The sequence below is a fragment of the Autumnicola aciditolerans genome (genome assembly GCF_041679265.1).
Lineage (GTDB): Bacteria > Bacteroidota > Bacteroidia > Flavobacteriales > Flavobacteriaceae > Autumnicola.
Genome location: NZ_JBGFSM010000011.1, coordinates 1 through 16,827, shown reverse-complemented (window position 1 = coordinate 16,827; position 16,827 = coordinate 1). Strand labels below are relative to the sequence as shown.

Here is a 16,827-nt window from a genome sequence, read left to right as displayed (position 1 = left end):
CACTTCCTAAAATGCAGTGGCTATGGTATGGTTTTACCATATAAAGTTTGATGGCTGATAGAGAGATTATTATAATAAACATTTTGAATTTAAAGGTCTCCTCTCCTACTTCTTTTTCTTTTTAACAACAGGAACAGGTTCTTTAAACCTGCCATACAAAATATTCTTCTCCCTGAATAGTTTCACGTTTTCCACTGGTATTTCTTCCTTTTCCACCCGCCACGTCCAGTTATTTTTTATAGTCCCCGGAGTATTCATAATCGCTTCTTCTCCTTTGCCCATAAGATCCTGTAAAGGAAAAACAGCAACTTTTGAAACCGATTTAAGTGCCAGGGTATGAAGAATTTTATGGACATTTTTTTTGTTAACTTCTTTACCGGTATAACGCCTTAAATGCTTTTTAGAAGTTTTATCAAGAGCCTCATACCAGCCCCTGCTGGTATTGTTATCATGCGTGCCGGTATATACAATACTGTGCGGCTTATGATTAAATGGCAGGTACGGATTATCTGCCTTCTCCTCTCCAAAAGCGAAATGCAACACATTCATACCCGGGAAATGGAACCTTTTCAGGAGTTTATATACCGGCTCGTCCAGAGACCCTAAATCCTCTGCAATAAAGGGCATTTCAGGAAATTCTTTTTTAATTAATCTGAAGAATTGAGTACCAGGGGTTTTAATCCATTTTCCGTTTATAGCGGTTTCTTCTTTTGCCGGCACTTCCCAGTAAGCCGAAAAGGCGCGGAAATGATCCAGCCTTACCACATCAAAAAGAAGTAGATTTTGCTTTAAGCGCTGCACCCACCAATCAAAATTGTTTTGCTGAAGTTTTTTCCAGTTGAATACAGGCGTGCCCCAAAGTTGCCCGGTTTCACTAAAATAATCTGGTGGAACGCCAGATACATGGGTGGGCTCTTTTTCATCATTCAGCTTAAAATATTCGGCATTTGCCCAGCAATCTGCACTTTCATGGTTTACATAAAACGGAATGTCTCCAATAAAAGCAATCTCATTTTCTTGTGCATATTCCACCAGTCCCTCCCACTGTTGAAAAAACAGGAACTGGAAAAATTTTTCTTTTTCTATTTCTTCAGCAAAATCCTTATATGCTTTTTTTATTGCTTTGTCTTCCCTGTTCTTTATTTCTGCGGGCCATGAAGTCCAACCGCGGCCATATTCCTTTGTAAAAACCTGAAAAAGCGCAAAATCTTCCAACCATTTACGATGTTTATTACAAAATTTTTTGAAGCTAGAGGAGGCACTTTTAGATTTATAATTTACAAACGCTTTATTTAATATCGTTACTTTAAATGCTTCCACCGCTTTAAAATCCACCTTTTTGTGTGAAACTTTTTTAGGTTTTGAAACCTCATCAGAGTTTAAGTAATCCTGCTCCACCAGTAGTTCAGGGCTAATTAAAAGTGGATTTCCCGCAAATGCAGAATAACTGCTATATGGAGAATGATAATAGGCCGCATGGGTAGGATTTAAAGGTAGTAGTTGCCAGTAATGATGCCCGGAATCCCGGAGAAAATCAATAAATTTATAAGCTGAAGGCCCTAAATCGCCAATTCCAAATTCTGAAGGCAATGAAGTTATATGAAGTAATATGCCGCTACTCCTTTTTAAATCCATAACAAATTAATTATTAATTAAGACCGCTACAGGAAAATTCCCGAGAAGTTTGTTTATCTCAATCTTATTTTCCTCATATATTTCAGCGGTAAAAATATTTTTGAAATTCCCTGGAATATTCTCCGGCAGGCGCAAAAATGATTCTTTAAGCATCTCAACATCTGGCGTAAGCTCTTCATAGTATGGTCTTAGCAGTACAGGAGCAACAGTAATACTCCATTTTCCCTCTAACTTACGGGCGAAAGCTATGAGTTTGTTCTGCAAATTTCCTGAAATTTCTAAAGGAAGATAATTACCATTTTCAAATAACAGGGCATTTTTGCTCCTGTGGGTAATTAACTTATGCAACACATAAAACTTAATTTTTCCATTGCTGGGATTCTTCTTTAGTTTTTGCAGGTACGCCTTCTCTTCACCTCTTTTAAGATTACTTATTTCTTCGAGATATTTCCTACGCGCTTTATAATCTACTGGCCTCCTGTTGTCTGGATCTACATAGCTCAAGTCCCACAGCTCGGTACCCTGGTAGGTGTCCGGCACCCCGGGAACCGTATATTTTATACAGATTTGCGCCAGGGATTTTATCACACCTAGAGCAGCGATTTTTTTTTGAAAAGGATCAAAAGCTTTTTGAAAATCAGGATGTTCTGCTATTATCTCTGTAAATTTAAAAACCGCAGTTTCATGCTCCTCATTTGGGCTGGACCAGTTGGAATTTACTTTGGCTTCCCTCATTACCTTTTGAAGGTAATCCTTAGTGCGTTGTAAAAATTCAGTTTTATCATAATCATTAAATGGAACAGCTCCCACTAAAGCCTGGTAGATGAAATATTCCTCATTAACATCTGGAGCATTTTTGTTTTTGAAGGACTTATTTATTTCCTTCCATTCCTTAACTTTTTGAAACCATTCCGCTGGAAATTCGCTTAAAGCTGCCAGTCTCATCCGGCTGTCCTCCCCACGTTTGGTATCATGAGTGGCTGTGGTATTCATTGCATGCGGAAAATCTTCTTTTTTTTCCAGCATCTTTTTATGAAATTCTTTTACTGAAATCCCGAAGTTTTCCGGAGAATCCCCTACCTCATTATGCAGGATCAGCCTGTTATAAATATAGAAGCTGGTGTCTTCCACTCCCTTGGCCGCCAAAGGGCCGCTAAACTGCTGGCATCTCTTAAGAAAATAAAGGCATTTATCTTTATTCCCAGCTTCCCCTGTTAAAATTGATTTGAGATAAGAAAGCGCTGCCCGGAGATGAGTTTCCCGTTCTAAGGCTGAACGATAAGCTTTATCAATGATTTCCACCTCTAAATTATCCAGTGGGTATTCCTGCGGATATACCCTGTAAACTGGAAAAGCGGCGAGAAAAGTGCTTAAAGCTTCTTTAATGTGCTCTTCTTTAAGATCTTCAGCCAGTAGATCATTTTGTTTAAGGTACATCATAAGATTATGAAGTTCCCCTCCCATTCTTTCCTTCAGAATAAAAAGTTTTTTCTTGTAAACCATATCTTCATATTCCGGTATTTCAGACGCCAGTTTATGATATTGTTCACTAAAAAATTCTTTGTTTTCTGAAGCGGTAAATAAATGATTCACCTGCGCAAGAAATTCGTAACCGCTGGTTCCCTGAACGGGCCAGGAAACCGGCAACTTTTCTTCTGCTTCCAGAATTTTTTCCACAATAAGATATACATCCTTTCCAACAAGTGCTCTAAGTTGGCGCGTATAACCTTCCGGATCAAAAAGTCCGTCTATATGATCTACCCGCAACCCCTTTACTAAGCCTGTATCAAGTAGTTTTTTCATAAAAGAATGATAGGCTACAAAAACCTCCTCATTTTCCATGCTTAGGCAAATAAGGTCATTTATGGTAAAAAACCTGCGATAATTAATTTCACTCTCAGTGGTTTTCCAGTGTACAGGCTTAAAAAATTGTAATTCCAGAAGTTGCTCCATTTTATCTGGCTGATCATTAATGAGCTTCAATCTTTGGGAAAGACTACTTTTAACACCTGCATCGTTCTGAACTTCCTTATGAAAATCCAATTTTAATTGTTGCCAGGTTTCAGCTTTTTCAGAAAAATCTTTAAACTTTTTTTGCCAGCCTGCACCTTCTTCTCCAAGTACAAAGGCATAAGATTTTGCCGCGATAGGGTAAATATGATCAAAATATTGTAAGGCGAACCTCCCATTATCAAAGATTATCTTTAGTTCCTTTCTACTGATTATTTCTTCCAGCGAATCCCCTAAAAAGGGCGCCATTACTTTGTTCCAGCCTTTGTAATTCCAATTTATATCAAAGTACTTGTAATAAACTGAAGCAGGGCCTAATTCAAAAATATCATGTAGCCAGGGATTGCTGCTGTCAAAAGCCATGTGGTTAGGCACAATATCCTGCAGCCAATCCATTTTGCGCTTTTGTAGGGTATTGCAAAGCTCCCTGAAATCTTCCAGCTTCCCTATTGCAGGATTAATGATGAAAGGATCTACCACATCATACCCATGGGTGCTTCCCTCCCGCGCTTTAAAAAAAGGTGCGGAATATATGGTGGATATTCCCAGCTGGTCCAGATAGTCAATAATCTCCTTTAAATCTTCAAAGGTGAAGTTGGGTGACATCTGTACTCTGTAGGTGGTAACCGGAATGCTCATGCTTCAGCGAGATTAAGATTTCTGGTAAGCCGTAAAAACGAATCTTTCCACTCTTCCCTTCTGGAATTTTCGTGCACGCCAACCCGGCTCGCCGAATCCAGTTCTTCTTCCCTCATCCTAAAAACAATATTTTGTGCTTCCCAGGTTTCGGGTTCCAGGGTACTTTCATGCAATAGTTCAATAAATTCGTTAATGCAATTCATTAACTCAATGTTGCTTGGATTCTCCCTTAATTGTCTCATTAGAGCATTAAGCCGCTTATCACTTAAGAAACTTAGGGTAACCACGTCCAGATTAACGTCTATTTGTTTAGCCGAATGAATAAGGGCTTTAAAGTTTTTAAGATTAAAATCATCTTCTTTCAATTCATTTCCCAATTTTGTATTTAAAGCCAGCTCTGCCGGAAGTCTTAGCCTGTTAGGCACTTTCATATGAATTTCTCTGAAAGTTTGCAGCAGGGGATAACTGTTTTCATAAACCTGCTGTATCGCACCTTCCGCTCCCTTCAGGTTGTTCTCCATAACCAGATCCATTATGCTTTGTTGTTCATCCCTAAACAAATGCCAAAAGGAATAATTATGGTTCCCAAAGTAGGTATCCATCATATTAAAGATTTCATATACATTTCCTTTCTGGAAAAATTCAGCAACATTATTATGCAGTTCTTCAAGGGCTTCAGCACCCATATAAGGCCTTACCCCTCCAAACAAGTGATGGTCCCCCATGTGTAGCACGGCATAGGAAATATCTACTTTTTCCCAGGTAATGTCTGATCGGAACTCTGTTCTTCCCACAACAAGTTTCTGCTTTCCGGCTTCATAAAAGTGTTGTTCTTTCGTGGTTGCACTAAAGTTATAAAGGCTCACCTCATCAGGGAAATCTTCAAAAAGAGAAGATACCGCATAATGTGCTCCTATACGAATCATATCCAGGGCCATTGGCTTTACATATTTGTCATACGCCACCTTTGCCGATTTAAACTCGGGCATATTGCTGGGGACCTTGTCCAGATATTCTACAAAAGTATCCTCATAATTTTCGCCGCTAATTTCTTCTGCCAGCTGCACTGCTCTTTTTGCATAGAAAATATCCTGCATGGATTCTATCCCGGAAACCTCGTCAAAAAACCAACCGCAACTGGTATACATGAGCATAGCATGATATTGCATTTCCAGAAGTTTGAGCAACTTTACTTTTTCTTCTTCCTTTAAATCCCCACCAAATCGCTGTTTTAAAAATAGCTGGACATTTTCTTCACTGCGGTCCAGGACTACCTGGATATATTTATCCCTAACTTCCCAGGGGCTGGAGGTATATTTCTTCATCTCCTTTTCATAAAGAATGATTAACTGCTCCCGAACCCAGTCAAAGGTTTCCCTTAGCGGGGCTCTCCACTTCTGATTCCAGTCTGCATGCCCCCCAGTGTTACACCCACAATCACTTCTCCAACGTTCTACCCCATGGTAACAGCTCCAGGAGGTGTTCTCAATAATTTCAACTTCGTATTCCGGAGGAAATTTTTCAAGAAATTCTCCATAAATAGTTAGCTCTGCCTCCTCATTTTCTTCAATATAATCAAGACAGTAAGACAGGGCCATTTCACCCAACCTGTGGTGGTGACCATAACTTTCCCCATCTGTGGCTATATGCACCAGCTCCACATTGTCTTCGCCATTAAACTGGCCCTGCAGCCTATTGGCAAATCGTTCTCCATTATCCAGAAGTCCTTCAAAAGCTACTCCCTGAGAAGCAGGACCATCATAAAAAAAGAGAGTGATGGTATTTCCTGAAGGCAGTTTACATAAGTAAGGCCTGCGTGGATCTACTTTGGCATCTGTAGCATCCTGCCATTTTTCATCTCCAATTTTTCGCATTCTTTTTGCCTGATAGGGAGACAAAATGGTAAACTTAATTCCGTGCTTGGCGAGCGTTTCCAAAGTTTCTGTGTTAGCTGCAGTTTCTCCAACCCACATTCCTTCCGGATCACGCCCAAAACGAGATTTAAAATCTTCAATCCCCCATATTACCTGGGTCTCCTTATCTCTCTGGTTTGCCAGGGGCATGATTAGGTGATTATAAGCCTGTGCCAGCGCAGAACCATGCCCAGAAAAACGCTTCATGCTTTCTTTATCTGCCTGTAAAATCCCTTCATAGGTTTCCGGAGCTTCATGTTGCATCCAGGCCAGCAGGGTGGGTCCAATATTAAAACTCATCCAGGCATAATTGTTCATAATATCTCCTATTTTCCCTTCTGAATTTAGAATTCGGGAAGAAGAATTTCTAATGTAACATTCCGCATTAATCCTATGGTTCCAGTCGTGGTAGGGATACGCAGAATCCTGAATCTCAACTTTATTTAACCAGGGATTTTCTCTGGGCGGTTGGTAAAAATGACCATGAATACAAATATATTTTTCTTTCATATTTTTTTATTTGGTAAATATCCTACTGCCTCAGAATTTAAATTTCCACCTGGCAGCTTAAGTAGCTTCAAAAGATAATTATAAATTTATTAAAGAATGTTGATTCCTTAACTTTCACAAATAATTAGGGATTCCGGTGGTATGTTCAAAATTTTATAAATATCGGAGTTTGAAGAAAAATCTGCCGGCCCGCTCCATTCTTTATCTGCTGAAGCCAGGATAATCTTTGCTTTTTCATTAGGAATAGTAAATGCCTGATTTTCTAAACCAAAGTTAAAGTAGATGCTTAAATTCCCTGCAGAGACCGAAAGGAGCTTTTTATCTTCCATGACCTCCGTATGAATTTCTTTTTCTCTGAAATTGCTGAAAACTCCTTTTTTTCGCAAACTAATGAGCTCCTTATAGAACCTGAAAATTACTTCTTTATGCGCTTCCTCCCGGAAGTTCCAGTGAAGCTTGGAACGATTAAAAGTCTCTTCTGACTGTGGGTCTGGAAATTCTCCCTGCTTATGATTAAAATATTCAAATTCCCTTTTGCGACCTTCCTGTACTGCTTTCACCAAATCTGGATCGCCATGGCTTACAAAGTACTGGAAAGGCTGATCTTCTGCAAACTCTTCTCCCATAAAAAGCATAGGAACCAGAGGAGAAGTTAACAGCACCCCAGCTGCCAGCTTTAATTTTTCCAAAGAAACCAGCTTCGTTAGCCTGTCCCCCAACATCCTGTTTCCCACCTGGTCATGATTTTGAATACATCCCACAAATTTATAAGAAGGCAGTTCCCTTGGATTGTTCCCTATTGTTCTTTTTCTAAATTTGGAATAGATACCATCATAAACAAATGCCTGCCGGAAACTCTTGGCCATCTGGTTCAGGTTTCCATAATCTTTATAATATCCATCATTTTCTCCTGTGAGCAAGGTATGCAAGGAATGATGAAAGTCATCCACCCACTGCGCTTCCAGGCCGTAACCCCCATGAGAATAGTTGTCGATGATCCTGGTATCATTAAGATCACTTTCGGCAATTAATACATATTTCCTGCCGGATTCCTCTTCCAGAAGGTCTACCCTTTCGCTAAGTTCTTTTAAGATATGTTTTGCACCACGATCTATAATCTCATGAATAGCATCCAGGCGTAAGCCGTCAAAATGATACTCCTTTAACCACATTATCGCACTACCGAGAAAAAAATTACGCACAGGATCGGAAAATGCATCATCAAAATTAATAGCCTTTCCCCAAGGAGTTTTGTATTTTTCAGTAAAATAAGGACCATATTCTGCAAGATAATTACCTTCAGGCCCCATATGATTATAAACGGCATCAAGAATTACTGCAATCCCTTTTGCATGGCAGGTATCAATAAGTTCTTTTAAAGCTTCGCTGCTACCATAACTTTCCTGCACCGCATAAGGATACACCCCATCATAGCCCCAGTTTCTACCCCCGGGAAATGCCGAAATAGGCATAATTTCTATAGCATTTATACCCAACTCCAATAAATGATCAAGTTTATCCTGAATGCCTTTAAAAGTCCCTGCCTTTGTAAAAGTTCCTACATGAAGTTCATAGATGATAAGTTCTTCCATGCTACGGCCTTTCCAGGCATCATCGTTCCAACTATAAGAATGTTGATTTATTGCCTGGGACCATTGGTGAACTCCTTCAGGCTGATACCTGGAAGCGGGATCTGGAAGTTCTTTTTCACCATCCAGCCGGTATTTATAAAGAATCTCCGGGTTTATTTGATCCAGTACGATACTCCAGTATCCTTTTTCCTGTTGTTCCAGTAACACAGGATCTTTGCTATCCTTAAAAATCAGCTCAACCTTCTTTGCCGAAGGTGCCCATACGGTAAACTCACACTCACCATTTTCATTATATACTGCTCCCGCTTTATGCTCCATAAATCTTCTCAAAAATAAATTCGTTCTAGTCCAAAGCTAGTAATGATAAATTATAATTATTGATGTTTAATAATAATTTAACTAGCCGTTTTAACATGCTTCTTTACCTTTAAAAGAGTTTTGATAAAAAAATTCGTATTTCATGGGCACTCATGGAATATACACTAATTCAGAAATATTATTTTCATGAAGTCAGAAGGGCAAAAAAGAGCGAGTATCAGAAATGTTTCTCCGCAAATAGAATGCGGGAAATTTCAAATAAAAAGGATTGTTAATGAAAGAATAGAAGTTGAGGCAGACATTTTTGGGGACGGGCATGATTTAATAGATGCCGTGCTACTTTACCGGCAGGTTGCAACGGAAGATGAAGAGGAAAGAAACTGGGAAGAGATCCCTATGATTCATGAAGGGAATGATCATTGGTCTTCTGCTTTTGAAGGAACACAACCGGGGATTTATGAATATACCATTGAAGCCTGGATAGATCATTTTTCCACCTGGAAAAGTGACCTTAAAAAGAAAATTGCTGCGCAGCAAAATGTGAACCTGGAAATCCTCATTGGCGCTGAACTTATGGAAAAAGCCCTGGATCATGCCAACGCCTCGCAAAAGAAGCAGTTGCGCAACTGGATAAAACTTCTGCGCGATGAAAATAAACAAGCGGAAGCCCTTGCCAAGGTCTTTGAAGATGCCGTTACCACTGTTATGTATCAAACCAGGCATAGGGAAAGAGCAACCCGTTACCACAAGAACCTGCAGGTTAAAGTAGAAAGGAAAAGAGCGCTATTTAGTGCATGGTACGAGTTTTTCCCCCGTTCTACCGCAGAAAATCCTGGAGAACACGGGACTTTTAAATCTTCTGAAAGAATATTGCCGGAAATTGCCAATATGGGTTTTGATGTTGTTTACCTGCCCCCCATTCATCCTATTGGAATAAGTCACCGAAAAGGGGTGAACAATGCTACAGAAGCCCAACCTGGAGATCCGGGTTCTCCATGGGCCATTGGCTCTGAGGAAGGAGGGCATAAAGCGATCCATCCGGAATTAGGTACTATAGAAGATTTCACCTCTTTCGTTAAAAAAGCTGAAAAAAATGGAATAGAAGTCGCCATAGATTTTGCCATCCAGTGCAGCCCAGATCATCCATACGTAAAAGAACACCCGCAGTGGTTTAAATGGCGGCCGGATGGTACAGTGCAGTATGCTGAAAATCCACCTAAAAAATACCAGGATGTACTGCCCGTAAATTTTGAAACGGAAGACTGGGAAAACCTTTGGAAGGAGTTAAAAAGTGTGGTGGAATACTGGATAGACAAAGGCGTAAAAATCTTTCGGGTAGATAACCCCCATACAAAATCTTTTATTTTCTGGGAATGGCTTATTAAAGAGATCAATGTGAAAAATCCAGAAATCATATTTTTAGCTGAAGCGTTTACAAGGCCCAGAGTTATGGAAGAATTGGGAAAAGTAGGGTTTACGCAATCTTATACCTATTTTACCTGGAGAAACTCAAAGCAGGAATTCCAGGAATACCTTACAGAGCTTACCAAAACAGAACTAAGGGAATACTTCAGGCCAAACTTCTGGCCTAATACCCCAGATATTTTGCCAATTTCGCTGGAACATAAAAGCGAAGCTTCTTTTTTAATAAGAATAATTCTGGCGTCTACACTTTCTTCTAATTATGGAATTTACGGCCCTCTTTTCGAATTCGGCTTAAATGAACCCTATCCCGGGAAAGAAGAATATACACGATCTGAAAAATACGAAATTAAGAATTGGGACTGGTACAGGCCTACCAGAACAAAAGAAGTTATTAGCCAGCTAAACAGCATCAGGAATGAAAATCCTGCGCTTCAATCCACCTATAACATCACTTTTGCTGAAACAGATAATGACCAGATTTTATCTTATTGTAAAGTAGATAAACGTAGCGGGAATAAACTGCTGGTCGTTGTTAACCTTGATCCGGACCATACCCAGTCCGGATGGGTAAAAGTGCCGCTGCAGGAACTGGAACTCAGGGGACATGAACCTTTTGCCGTTGTAGATCTTCTTACCGCTTCCAGGTATATATGGCAAAATGAATGGAACTACGTGGAGCTGCATCCACATGCGCAACCTGCACATATCCTACGCGTTGAAAATATGAATGAGAGATAAAATCCAAATATAATTATGAGTAACCCTATTAATATTGATGATAACCTGCATTGGTATAAAGATGCGGTAATATATGAATTGCATATAAAAGCTTTCTTTGATAGTGATGGAGACGGAATTGGAGACTTCCAGGGCCTGCTTCAAAAACTAGACTATCTTGAAGATCTTGGAGTAACTGCTATTTGGCTTTTGCCTTTTTATCCTTCGCCACTAAAAGATGACGGGTATGATATTGCAGATTATTACAACATCAACCCCTCCTACGGTGACGTGAAAGTTTTTAAGAAGTTAATTAAGGAGGCACACAAACGCGGACTTAAGGTTATTACCGAGCTGGTTATTAATCACACTTCAGATCAGCATCCATGGTTTCAAAGAGCCAGAAGGGCCCCTGCAGATTCAGATTATCGCAACTATTATGTATGGAGCGACGATCCGCAGAAATATAAAGACGCAAGGATTATTTTTACAGATACTGAACCATCGAACTGGACCTGGGATCCCGTGGCAAAAGCTTACTTCTGGCACCGTTTCTTTTCTCACCAGCCAGACCTTAATTTCGACAATCCGCAAGTACAACAGGAAGTCTTTAAGATCATGGATTACTGGTGTAAAATGGGAGTAGATGGTTTTAGGCTGGATGCGGTGCCTTATTTGTTTGAAAGAGAAAACACCAACTGTGAGAATTTACCACAAACGCATGAATTTCTAAAAAAATTAAGAGCACATATAGATAAAAATTACGATAATAAGCTTCTTTTGGCTGAAGCAAATATGTGGCCGGAAGATTCCGCAGCCTATTTTGGCGATGGAGATGAATGTCATATGAATTATCATTTCCCCATCATGCCCAGGATGTTCATGGCAGTAAAAATGGAAGACCGTTATCCAATTATAGATATTATAGACCAGACTCCCGATATTCCAAATACCTGCCAATGGGCAATTTTCCTCAGGAACCATGACGAGTTAACGCTGGAAATGGTGACCGATGAGGAAAGGGATTATATGTATAAAGTTTACACCAAAGATCCCCAGGCCAAAATTAACGTAGGCATCCGCCACCGTCTGGCACCTTTGCTGGAGAATAACCGCAATAAAATTGAATTGATGAATGTGTTGCTGTTCTCTCTTCCCGGCACTCCTGTAATATATTATGGTGACGAAATTGGGATGGGAGATAACTTTTACCTGGGAGACCGGGATGGGGTAAGAACACCCATGCAATGGACGGCTGACAGAAATGCGGGTTTTTCTTCAGCAAACCCTCAAAGGCTTTATTTACCGGCTATTATTGACCCGGAATATAAATATGAAGCCGTAAATGTAGAAGCCCAGCAGATGAACTCCTCTTCCCTGCTCTGGTGGATGAAGCGGATTATTGGAATGAGAAAAAGGTTTAAAGCTTTTGGAAGAGGTGATATTAATTTCCTCTCTCCTTCAAATTCTAAGATAATAGCCTATACCCGTACCTATGAGGAGGAAGATATATTGGTGCTTGGAAACCTTTCCAGGTTTCCACAGGCAGCAGAGTTGGAGCTTGAGGGATATGAAGGCTATACCCCAATTGAAGTGTTTAGCCATAATAAATTTCCAAGGATTTCTGAAAAGCCATACCTTTTTACCATGGGGCCCCACGGCTATTACTGGTTTGTACTGGAGAAAGACAGGGAACAGAGTGAAAAAGCTGATGTTCCTGCACTAAAAGTAAAGGAATGGAGTGAATTGCTCCAAATGAAAGTGCAGACAAAACTGGAAACAAAGGTTTTACCCGTTTATCTTAACTCCTGCAGGTGGTTTGGTGGAAAATCCCGGGTGATCCAGAATATTTCTGTAAACAACAAAATAGATATTCCCGTAAAAGAGCTGCCTGCAACACTTATAACTATTGAAATTAACTATAATGATGGCCTTCCGGAAGTGTACCAGCTTCCAATGGCTTTCGTGCCTTATCATAAAGAAGAAGAGATTAGGGAGATTCCCGAAAAAGCGGTAATTACACGCCTTACGGTGGGAAAAGAAGAAGGTGTTCTCTTCGATGCTGTTTATAATGAGGAGTTTAGAAATAATATTTTCAACAATATCAGGAAAAATAAAAAATTGGGCAGTGGCAAGAAAAGCCTTAATTTTTATCATGGAGATGAAGAAATAAGAATAGATTCGGAAACCCTGAGTTCTAAAATTCTGAATGCCGAACAAAGCAATACTTCATTAATTTTTGATAACAAATATTTCCTTAAACTCTACAGGAAGCTCGATAATACCATAAACCCGGATCTGGAGATCACCAGGTATCTTTCAGAAAAAACAGATTATGAAAATGCTCCTAGGTTTCGAGGTGCGCTGGAACTAAAATCCGGAGCGCGAAATATAATTGTGCTGGGGATGATGCAGGATTTAATTCCCAATCAGGGAGATGCGTGGGATTATACCAAAGATGCCATAAACCGGTACTATGAGAATGTAATGACGCGGTCTAAAGAAATTAAACTGCTCCCTGCGAAACAGGATCTTACCATACCTTTAAGTTTCAAAGAAATCCCAAAGGATATGCAGGATCTTATGGGAGCAATTTTTCCGGAACGCATCTCATTGTTAGGAAAACGCACTGCTGAAATGCATAAAGCACTGGCGGCACATCCTGAAGAAGAAGATTTTGAACATGAAGAATTTTCGCTTCACTATCAGCGTTCCCTGTTCTCTTCTTTACAATCCTTAACGCGCAATAGCTTTACCAATCTTCAGAAGAATTTAAAGAATCTTCCGGACGAAGTGAAAGCTGAGGCTAAGGAAGTTCTGGATATGAAGAGCGACGTGCTCAAGTGCTTTAAACGGGTTTTTGCACATAAGATCCCGGTAATGAAAATAAGAACGCATGGCGATTATCATCTTGGCCAGGTTCTTTGGACAGGTAAAGATTTTATCATTATAGATTTTGAAGGCGAACCTGCCCGTGCGTTTAGTGAAAGAAGGCTAAAAAGATCTGCTCTGCGGGATGTTGCCGGAATGGTGAGATCCTTTCATTACGCTGCGTACAGCACCATAATGGAACCGGAATTTGACCAGCAAAGAAGAGATGGTGATTTGGAGGACTGGGCAGAATCCTGGTATTACTATGTTACCAGATTATATTTAAAGGGATATTCTAAAAATGTTGGAAAGAACAAGTTTATCCCGGAAGATCAGGAAGATTATGATGTCCTGATGGATACTTTTCTGCTTGAAAAAGCAGTATACGAACTTAATTACGAACTAAATAACCGTCCCGGCTGGGTATTAATTCCATTGCGGGGCATAAAATCAATAATAGGGAGGTACAGAGATGGCAAAGAAAGAAAATAAAACTACAGATAAAGACAAAAAAATAACTTCAAAAGCTAAAACCGGAACAGCAAAATCTGCCAAAGCTAAGGATACTTCAGGTGAAGTAAAAGGGCTCAAAGGAGTTGGCGAAAAGAAACCAACAACTACGGCTGCAAAGCAAAAGACCGGCACAAAAGAAAAAGCCGCTTCCAAAGCAACTGGAACAAAAAAGGATGCTTCTTCGGCAAAACAGATTATTACCGGAAGCAAAAAGGTTCCCAAAACAAAAAAAACAGGAGCTGGTAAAACCACGGCTTCAGAGAAAAAGCCTCCTGCTAAAAAGGCTTCAGCGAAAAAAGCAGCAAAGCCTAAAACGAGTACATCTAAGGGAAAATCTTCATCTGCTGTAGAAAGTGTTTCTTCAGCCGTAAAAGGAGTTACAGACAAAATTATTCCAGATGAAGAAACCCAGGATAAAATTACGAAAACCGCCAAAGATATTCTTCCGGAAAAGAAAACCGTGAGAAAAACCGTAAAGAAGGCGGTGGATAAAGTACTGCCTGAAGAGGATTCCAAAAAGGAAGAAATAGCAGCTGGTGGAGAATCTCCTGCGGAAATGCCGGAGTGGTTTTCTTTATTTTCAGACTATGATGTGCATCTTTTTAAAGAAGGTAAACATTATCATTTATATAAAAAGTTTGGTTCTCATGCAGTTCAACATAAAGGAAAAGAGGGGATATACTTCGCCGTATGGGCACCTAATGCTGAAAAAGTTTCTGTAATAGGAGATTTTAACGGCTGGGACCGCGGCAAGAATCCAATGAATGTGCGTTTTGACCATTCAGGAATTTGGGAAGTTTTTATTCCTGAAGCAAAAAATGGCAGCCTTTACAAATATTTTATAAAGTCTAATAACGGCTATGAGGCAGAAAAAGGCGATCCTTACGCCTTCCGTTGGGAAACTCCTCCCCAAACCGCTTCTGTGGTATGGGACATAGAAAACTCCTGGGAAGATAAGGACTGGATGGAACAGCGCAGTAAAAACGCACAGAAGAGCAAACCTGTTTCTGTGTATGAATTGCATGTAGGTTCCTGGAAGCGAAAACCTGAAGAAGAGAACAGATCATTAACTTATAGGGAGCTTGCTGAAGATTTACCGGCTTATTTAAGCGAAGTAGGCTTTACGCATGTGGAATTTATGCCGGTAATGGAGCATCCTTTCTTTGGATCCTGGGGTTACCAGGTAACTGGATATTTTGCGCCCTCCAGCAGGTATGGTAGTCCACAGGATTTTATGTTTCTGGTAGAATCCTTACATAAAGCAGGAATAGGCGTTATCCTGGATTGGGTGCCTTCGCATTTTCCTTCAGATTTGCACGGCCTGCACTATTTTGACGGAACTTTTCTATACGAGCATGCAGATCCTAGAAAGGGCTTCCATCCAGACTGGCAAAGCTATATCTTTAATTACGGAAGGAATGAAGTTCGCTCCTTTCTAATAAGCAATGCCTTATTCTGGATAGATAAATTTCACGCAGACGGTTTACGTGTAGATGCTGTGGCCTCTATGCTGTACCTGGATTATTCCAGGAAACACGGAGAGTGGGAACCAAATGAATTTGGCGGTAATGAAAACCTGGAGGCCATAAGTTTTCTGAAGGAATTTAATGAAGTGGTTTATGGGGAATACCCAGATATTATGACTATTGCTGAAGAATCCACAGCCTGGCCTATGGTTTCCAAACCTACTTACATTGGCGGACTTGGTTTTGGAATGAAATGGATGATGGGTTGGATGCACGATACGCTGGAATATTTTCAGAAAGACCCTATTCACAGGAAGCATCATCAAAATACGATTACCTTTAGTACCAATTATGCATTCACTGAAAATTTTATGCTTCCGCTATCGCATGATGAAGTGGTCTATGGAAAGCAGGCGATTTTTAATAAAATGCCCGGAGACGACTGGAATAAATATGCCAATTTGAGGAGTTTGTACGCCTATATGTATGCTCATCCCGGCACGAAATTGCTGTTTATGGGAGCTGAATTTGCCCAAAAAACAGAGTGGAACCATGATTCCAGTCTGGACTGGCACGAAACTGAAAATGAACCAAATAAGAAAATACAGGCCACTCTTCAGGCATTAAATAAAATCTACAAAGAAGAGCCCGCCCTGTATGAAAAAGCCTTTGAAAGCGAAGGTTTTGAATGGATTGATATTAACGATTCAGAAAATAGTATTATTAGCTTCTTCAGAAAAGGAGAGAATGAAAAAGATAATGTAATGGTGGTGTGTAACCTCACTCCCGTACCAAGGGAAAATTACCGTATTGGTGTAGCTTCCAAAGGAAAATGGTACGAAATTCTAAATACAGATGACGAGCAGTTTGGAGGAAGCAATGTAGGAAATAGAGAAGATGTAGAGGCAAAAGCTTTACCTGCACATGGAAAAGACTATTCTATTGCTTTAACCCTCCCTCCTATGGGTGTAATTTATCTGAAGAAAAGATAATTTACTAAATATTAGCTTTAAGAAAAGAAAGTCGTTTACTAAATAGGTAAACGGCTTTTTTTATATGGTTAATTTAAATTATAAAAACTGCTGAAAATTACCAAAGCCCTGAGAAATAGAATTCTGAATCTATCATCGAAGGTTTATAAGACACTATCCCGTAAAGTGTGTAAGTTTTAAATAAAGGGGTTTGGCTTTATTACTTAAAGTCGAACCCTTTCTTCAT

At 39.9% G+C, this 16,827-nt stretch carries 7 protein-coding genes; 3 read left to right on the top strand and 4 right to left on the bottom strand.

Translation table 11 applies throughout. The annotated features are described in order from the left end of the window. Positions 1-105 precede the first annotated feature (105 nt). The 4 genes from malQ to treZ all read right to left on the bottom strand — a co-directional run bounded on the left by malQ (position 106) and on the right by treZ (position 8,629). A complete protein-coding gene (gene malQ, locus AB8M93_RS12560; protein ID WP_373058169.1) occupies positions 106-1,635 on the bottom strand; it encodes a 4-alpha-glucanotransferase in 1,530 nt (509 codons plus the stop codon). A gap of 6 nt (positions 1,636-1,641) precedes the next feature. Further along, on the bottom strand, positions 1,642-4,284 hold the full coding sequence (gene treY, locus AB8M93_RS12555) for a malto-oligosyltrehalose synthase (protein ID WP_373058167.1): 2,643 nt from the start codon (positions 4,282-4,284) through the stop codon (positions 1,642-1,644). Then, positions 4,281-6,707: a DUF3536 domain-containing protein gene (locus AB8M93_RS12550; RefSeq protein WP_373058165.1), complete on the bottom strand. Its 2,427-nt coding sequence runs from the start codon at positions 6,705-6,707 to the stop codon at positions 4,281-4,283. Before AB8M93_RS12550 ends, treY begins: the two co-directional genes overlap by 4 nt. Positions 6,708-6,814: 107 nt before the next feature. Then, on the bottom strand, positions 6,815-8,629 hold the full coding sequence (treZ, locus tag AB8M93_RS12545) for a malto-oligosyltrehalose trehalohydrolase (RefSeq protein ID WP_373058163.1): 1,815 nt from the start codon (positions 8,627-8,629) through the stop codon (positions 6,815-6,817). 174 nt (positions 8,630-8,803) lie between these two features. Between treZ and AB8M93_RS12540 the strand changes: the two genes are divergently transcribed. The 3 genes from AB8M93_RS12540 (at position 8,804) to glgB (ending at position 16,601) form a co-directional block, all read left to right on the top strand. After that, entirely contained in the window at positions 8,804-10,780 is a 1,977-nt protein-coding gene (locus AB8M93_RS12540; protein ID WP_373058161.1) for an alpha-1,4-glucan--maltose-1-phosphate maltosyltransferase, read from the top strand. A gap of 15 nt (positions 10,781-10,795) precedes the next feature. After that, complete coding sequence (gene treS, locus AB8M93_RS12535) at positions 10,796-14,122, top strand: maltose alpha-D-glucosyltransferase (protein ID WP_373058159.1); 3,327 nt, start codon at positions 10,796-10,798, stop codon at positions 14,120-14,122. Between the two features lie 577 nt (positions 14,123-14,699). Continuing rightward, the gene (gene glgB, locus AB8M93_RS12530; RefSeq protein WP_489671759.1) at positions 14,700-16,601 is read left to right on the top strand and encodes a 1,4-alpha-glucan branching protein GlgB; all 1,902 of its coding nucleotides are present in this window, start codon (positions 14,700-14,702) and stop codon (positions 16,599-16,601) included. The last annotated feature ends 226 nt before the right edge of the window (positions 16,602-16,827 follow it).

Bases quoted from the DNA above. Each gene is read 5' to 3' on its own strand.
- AB8M93_RS12540 (WP_373058161.1), top strand. From the start codon at position 8,804: ATGAAGTCAGAAGGGCAAAAAAGAGCGAGTATCAGAAATGTTTCTCCG.
- malQ (WP_373058169.1), bottom strand. From the start codon at position 1,635: ATGGATTTAAAAAGGAGTAGCGGCATATTACTTCATATAACTTCATTG.
- treY (WP_373058167.1), bottom strand. From the start codon at position 4,284: ATGAGCATTCCGGTTACCACCTACAGAGTACAGATGTCACCCAACTTC.
- treS (WP_373058159.1), top strand. From the start codon at position 10,796: ATGAGTAACCCTATTAATATTGATGATAACCTGCATTGGTATAAAGAT.
- AB8M93_RS12550 (WP_373058165.1), bottom strand. From the start codon at position 6,707: ATGAAAGAAAAATATATTTGTATTCATGGTCATTTTTACCAACCGCCC.
- glgB (WP_489671759.1), top strand. From the start codon at position 14,700: ATGCCGGAGTGGTTTTCTTTATTTTCAGACTATGATGTGCATCTTTTT.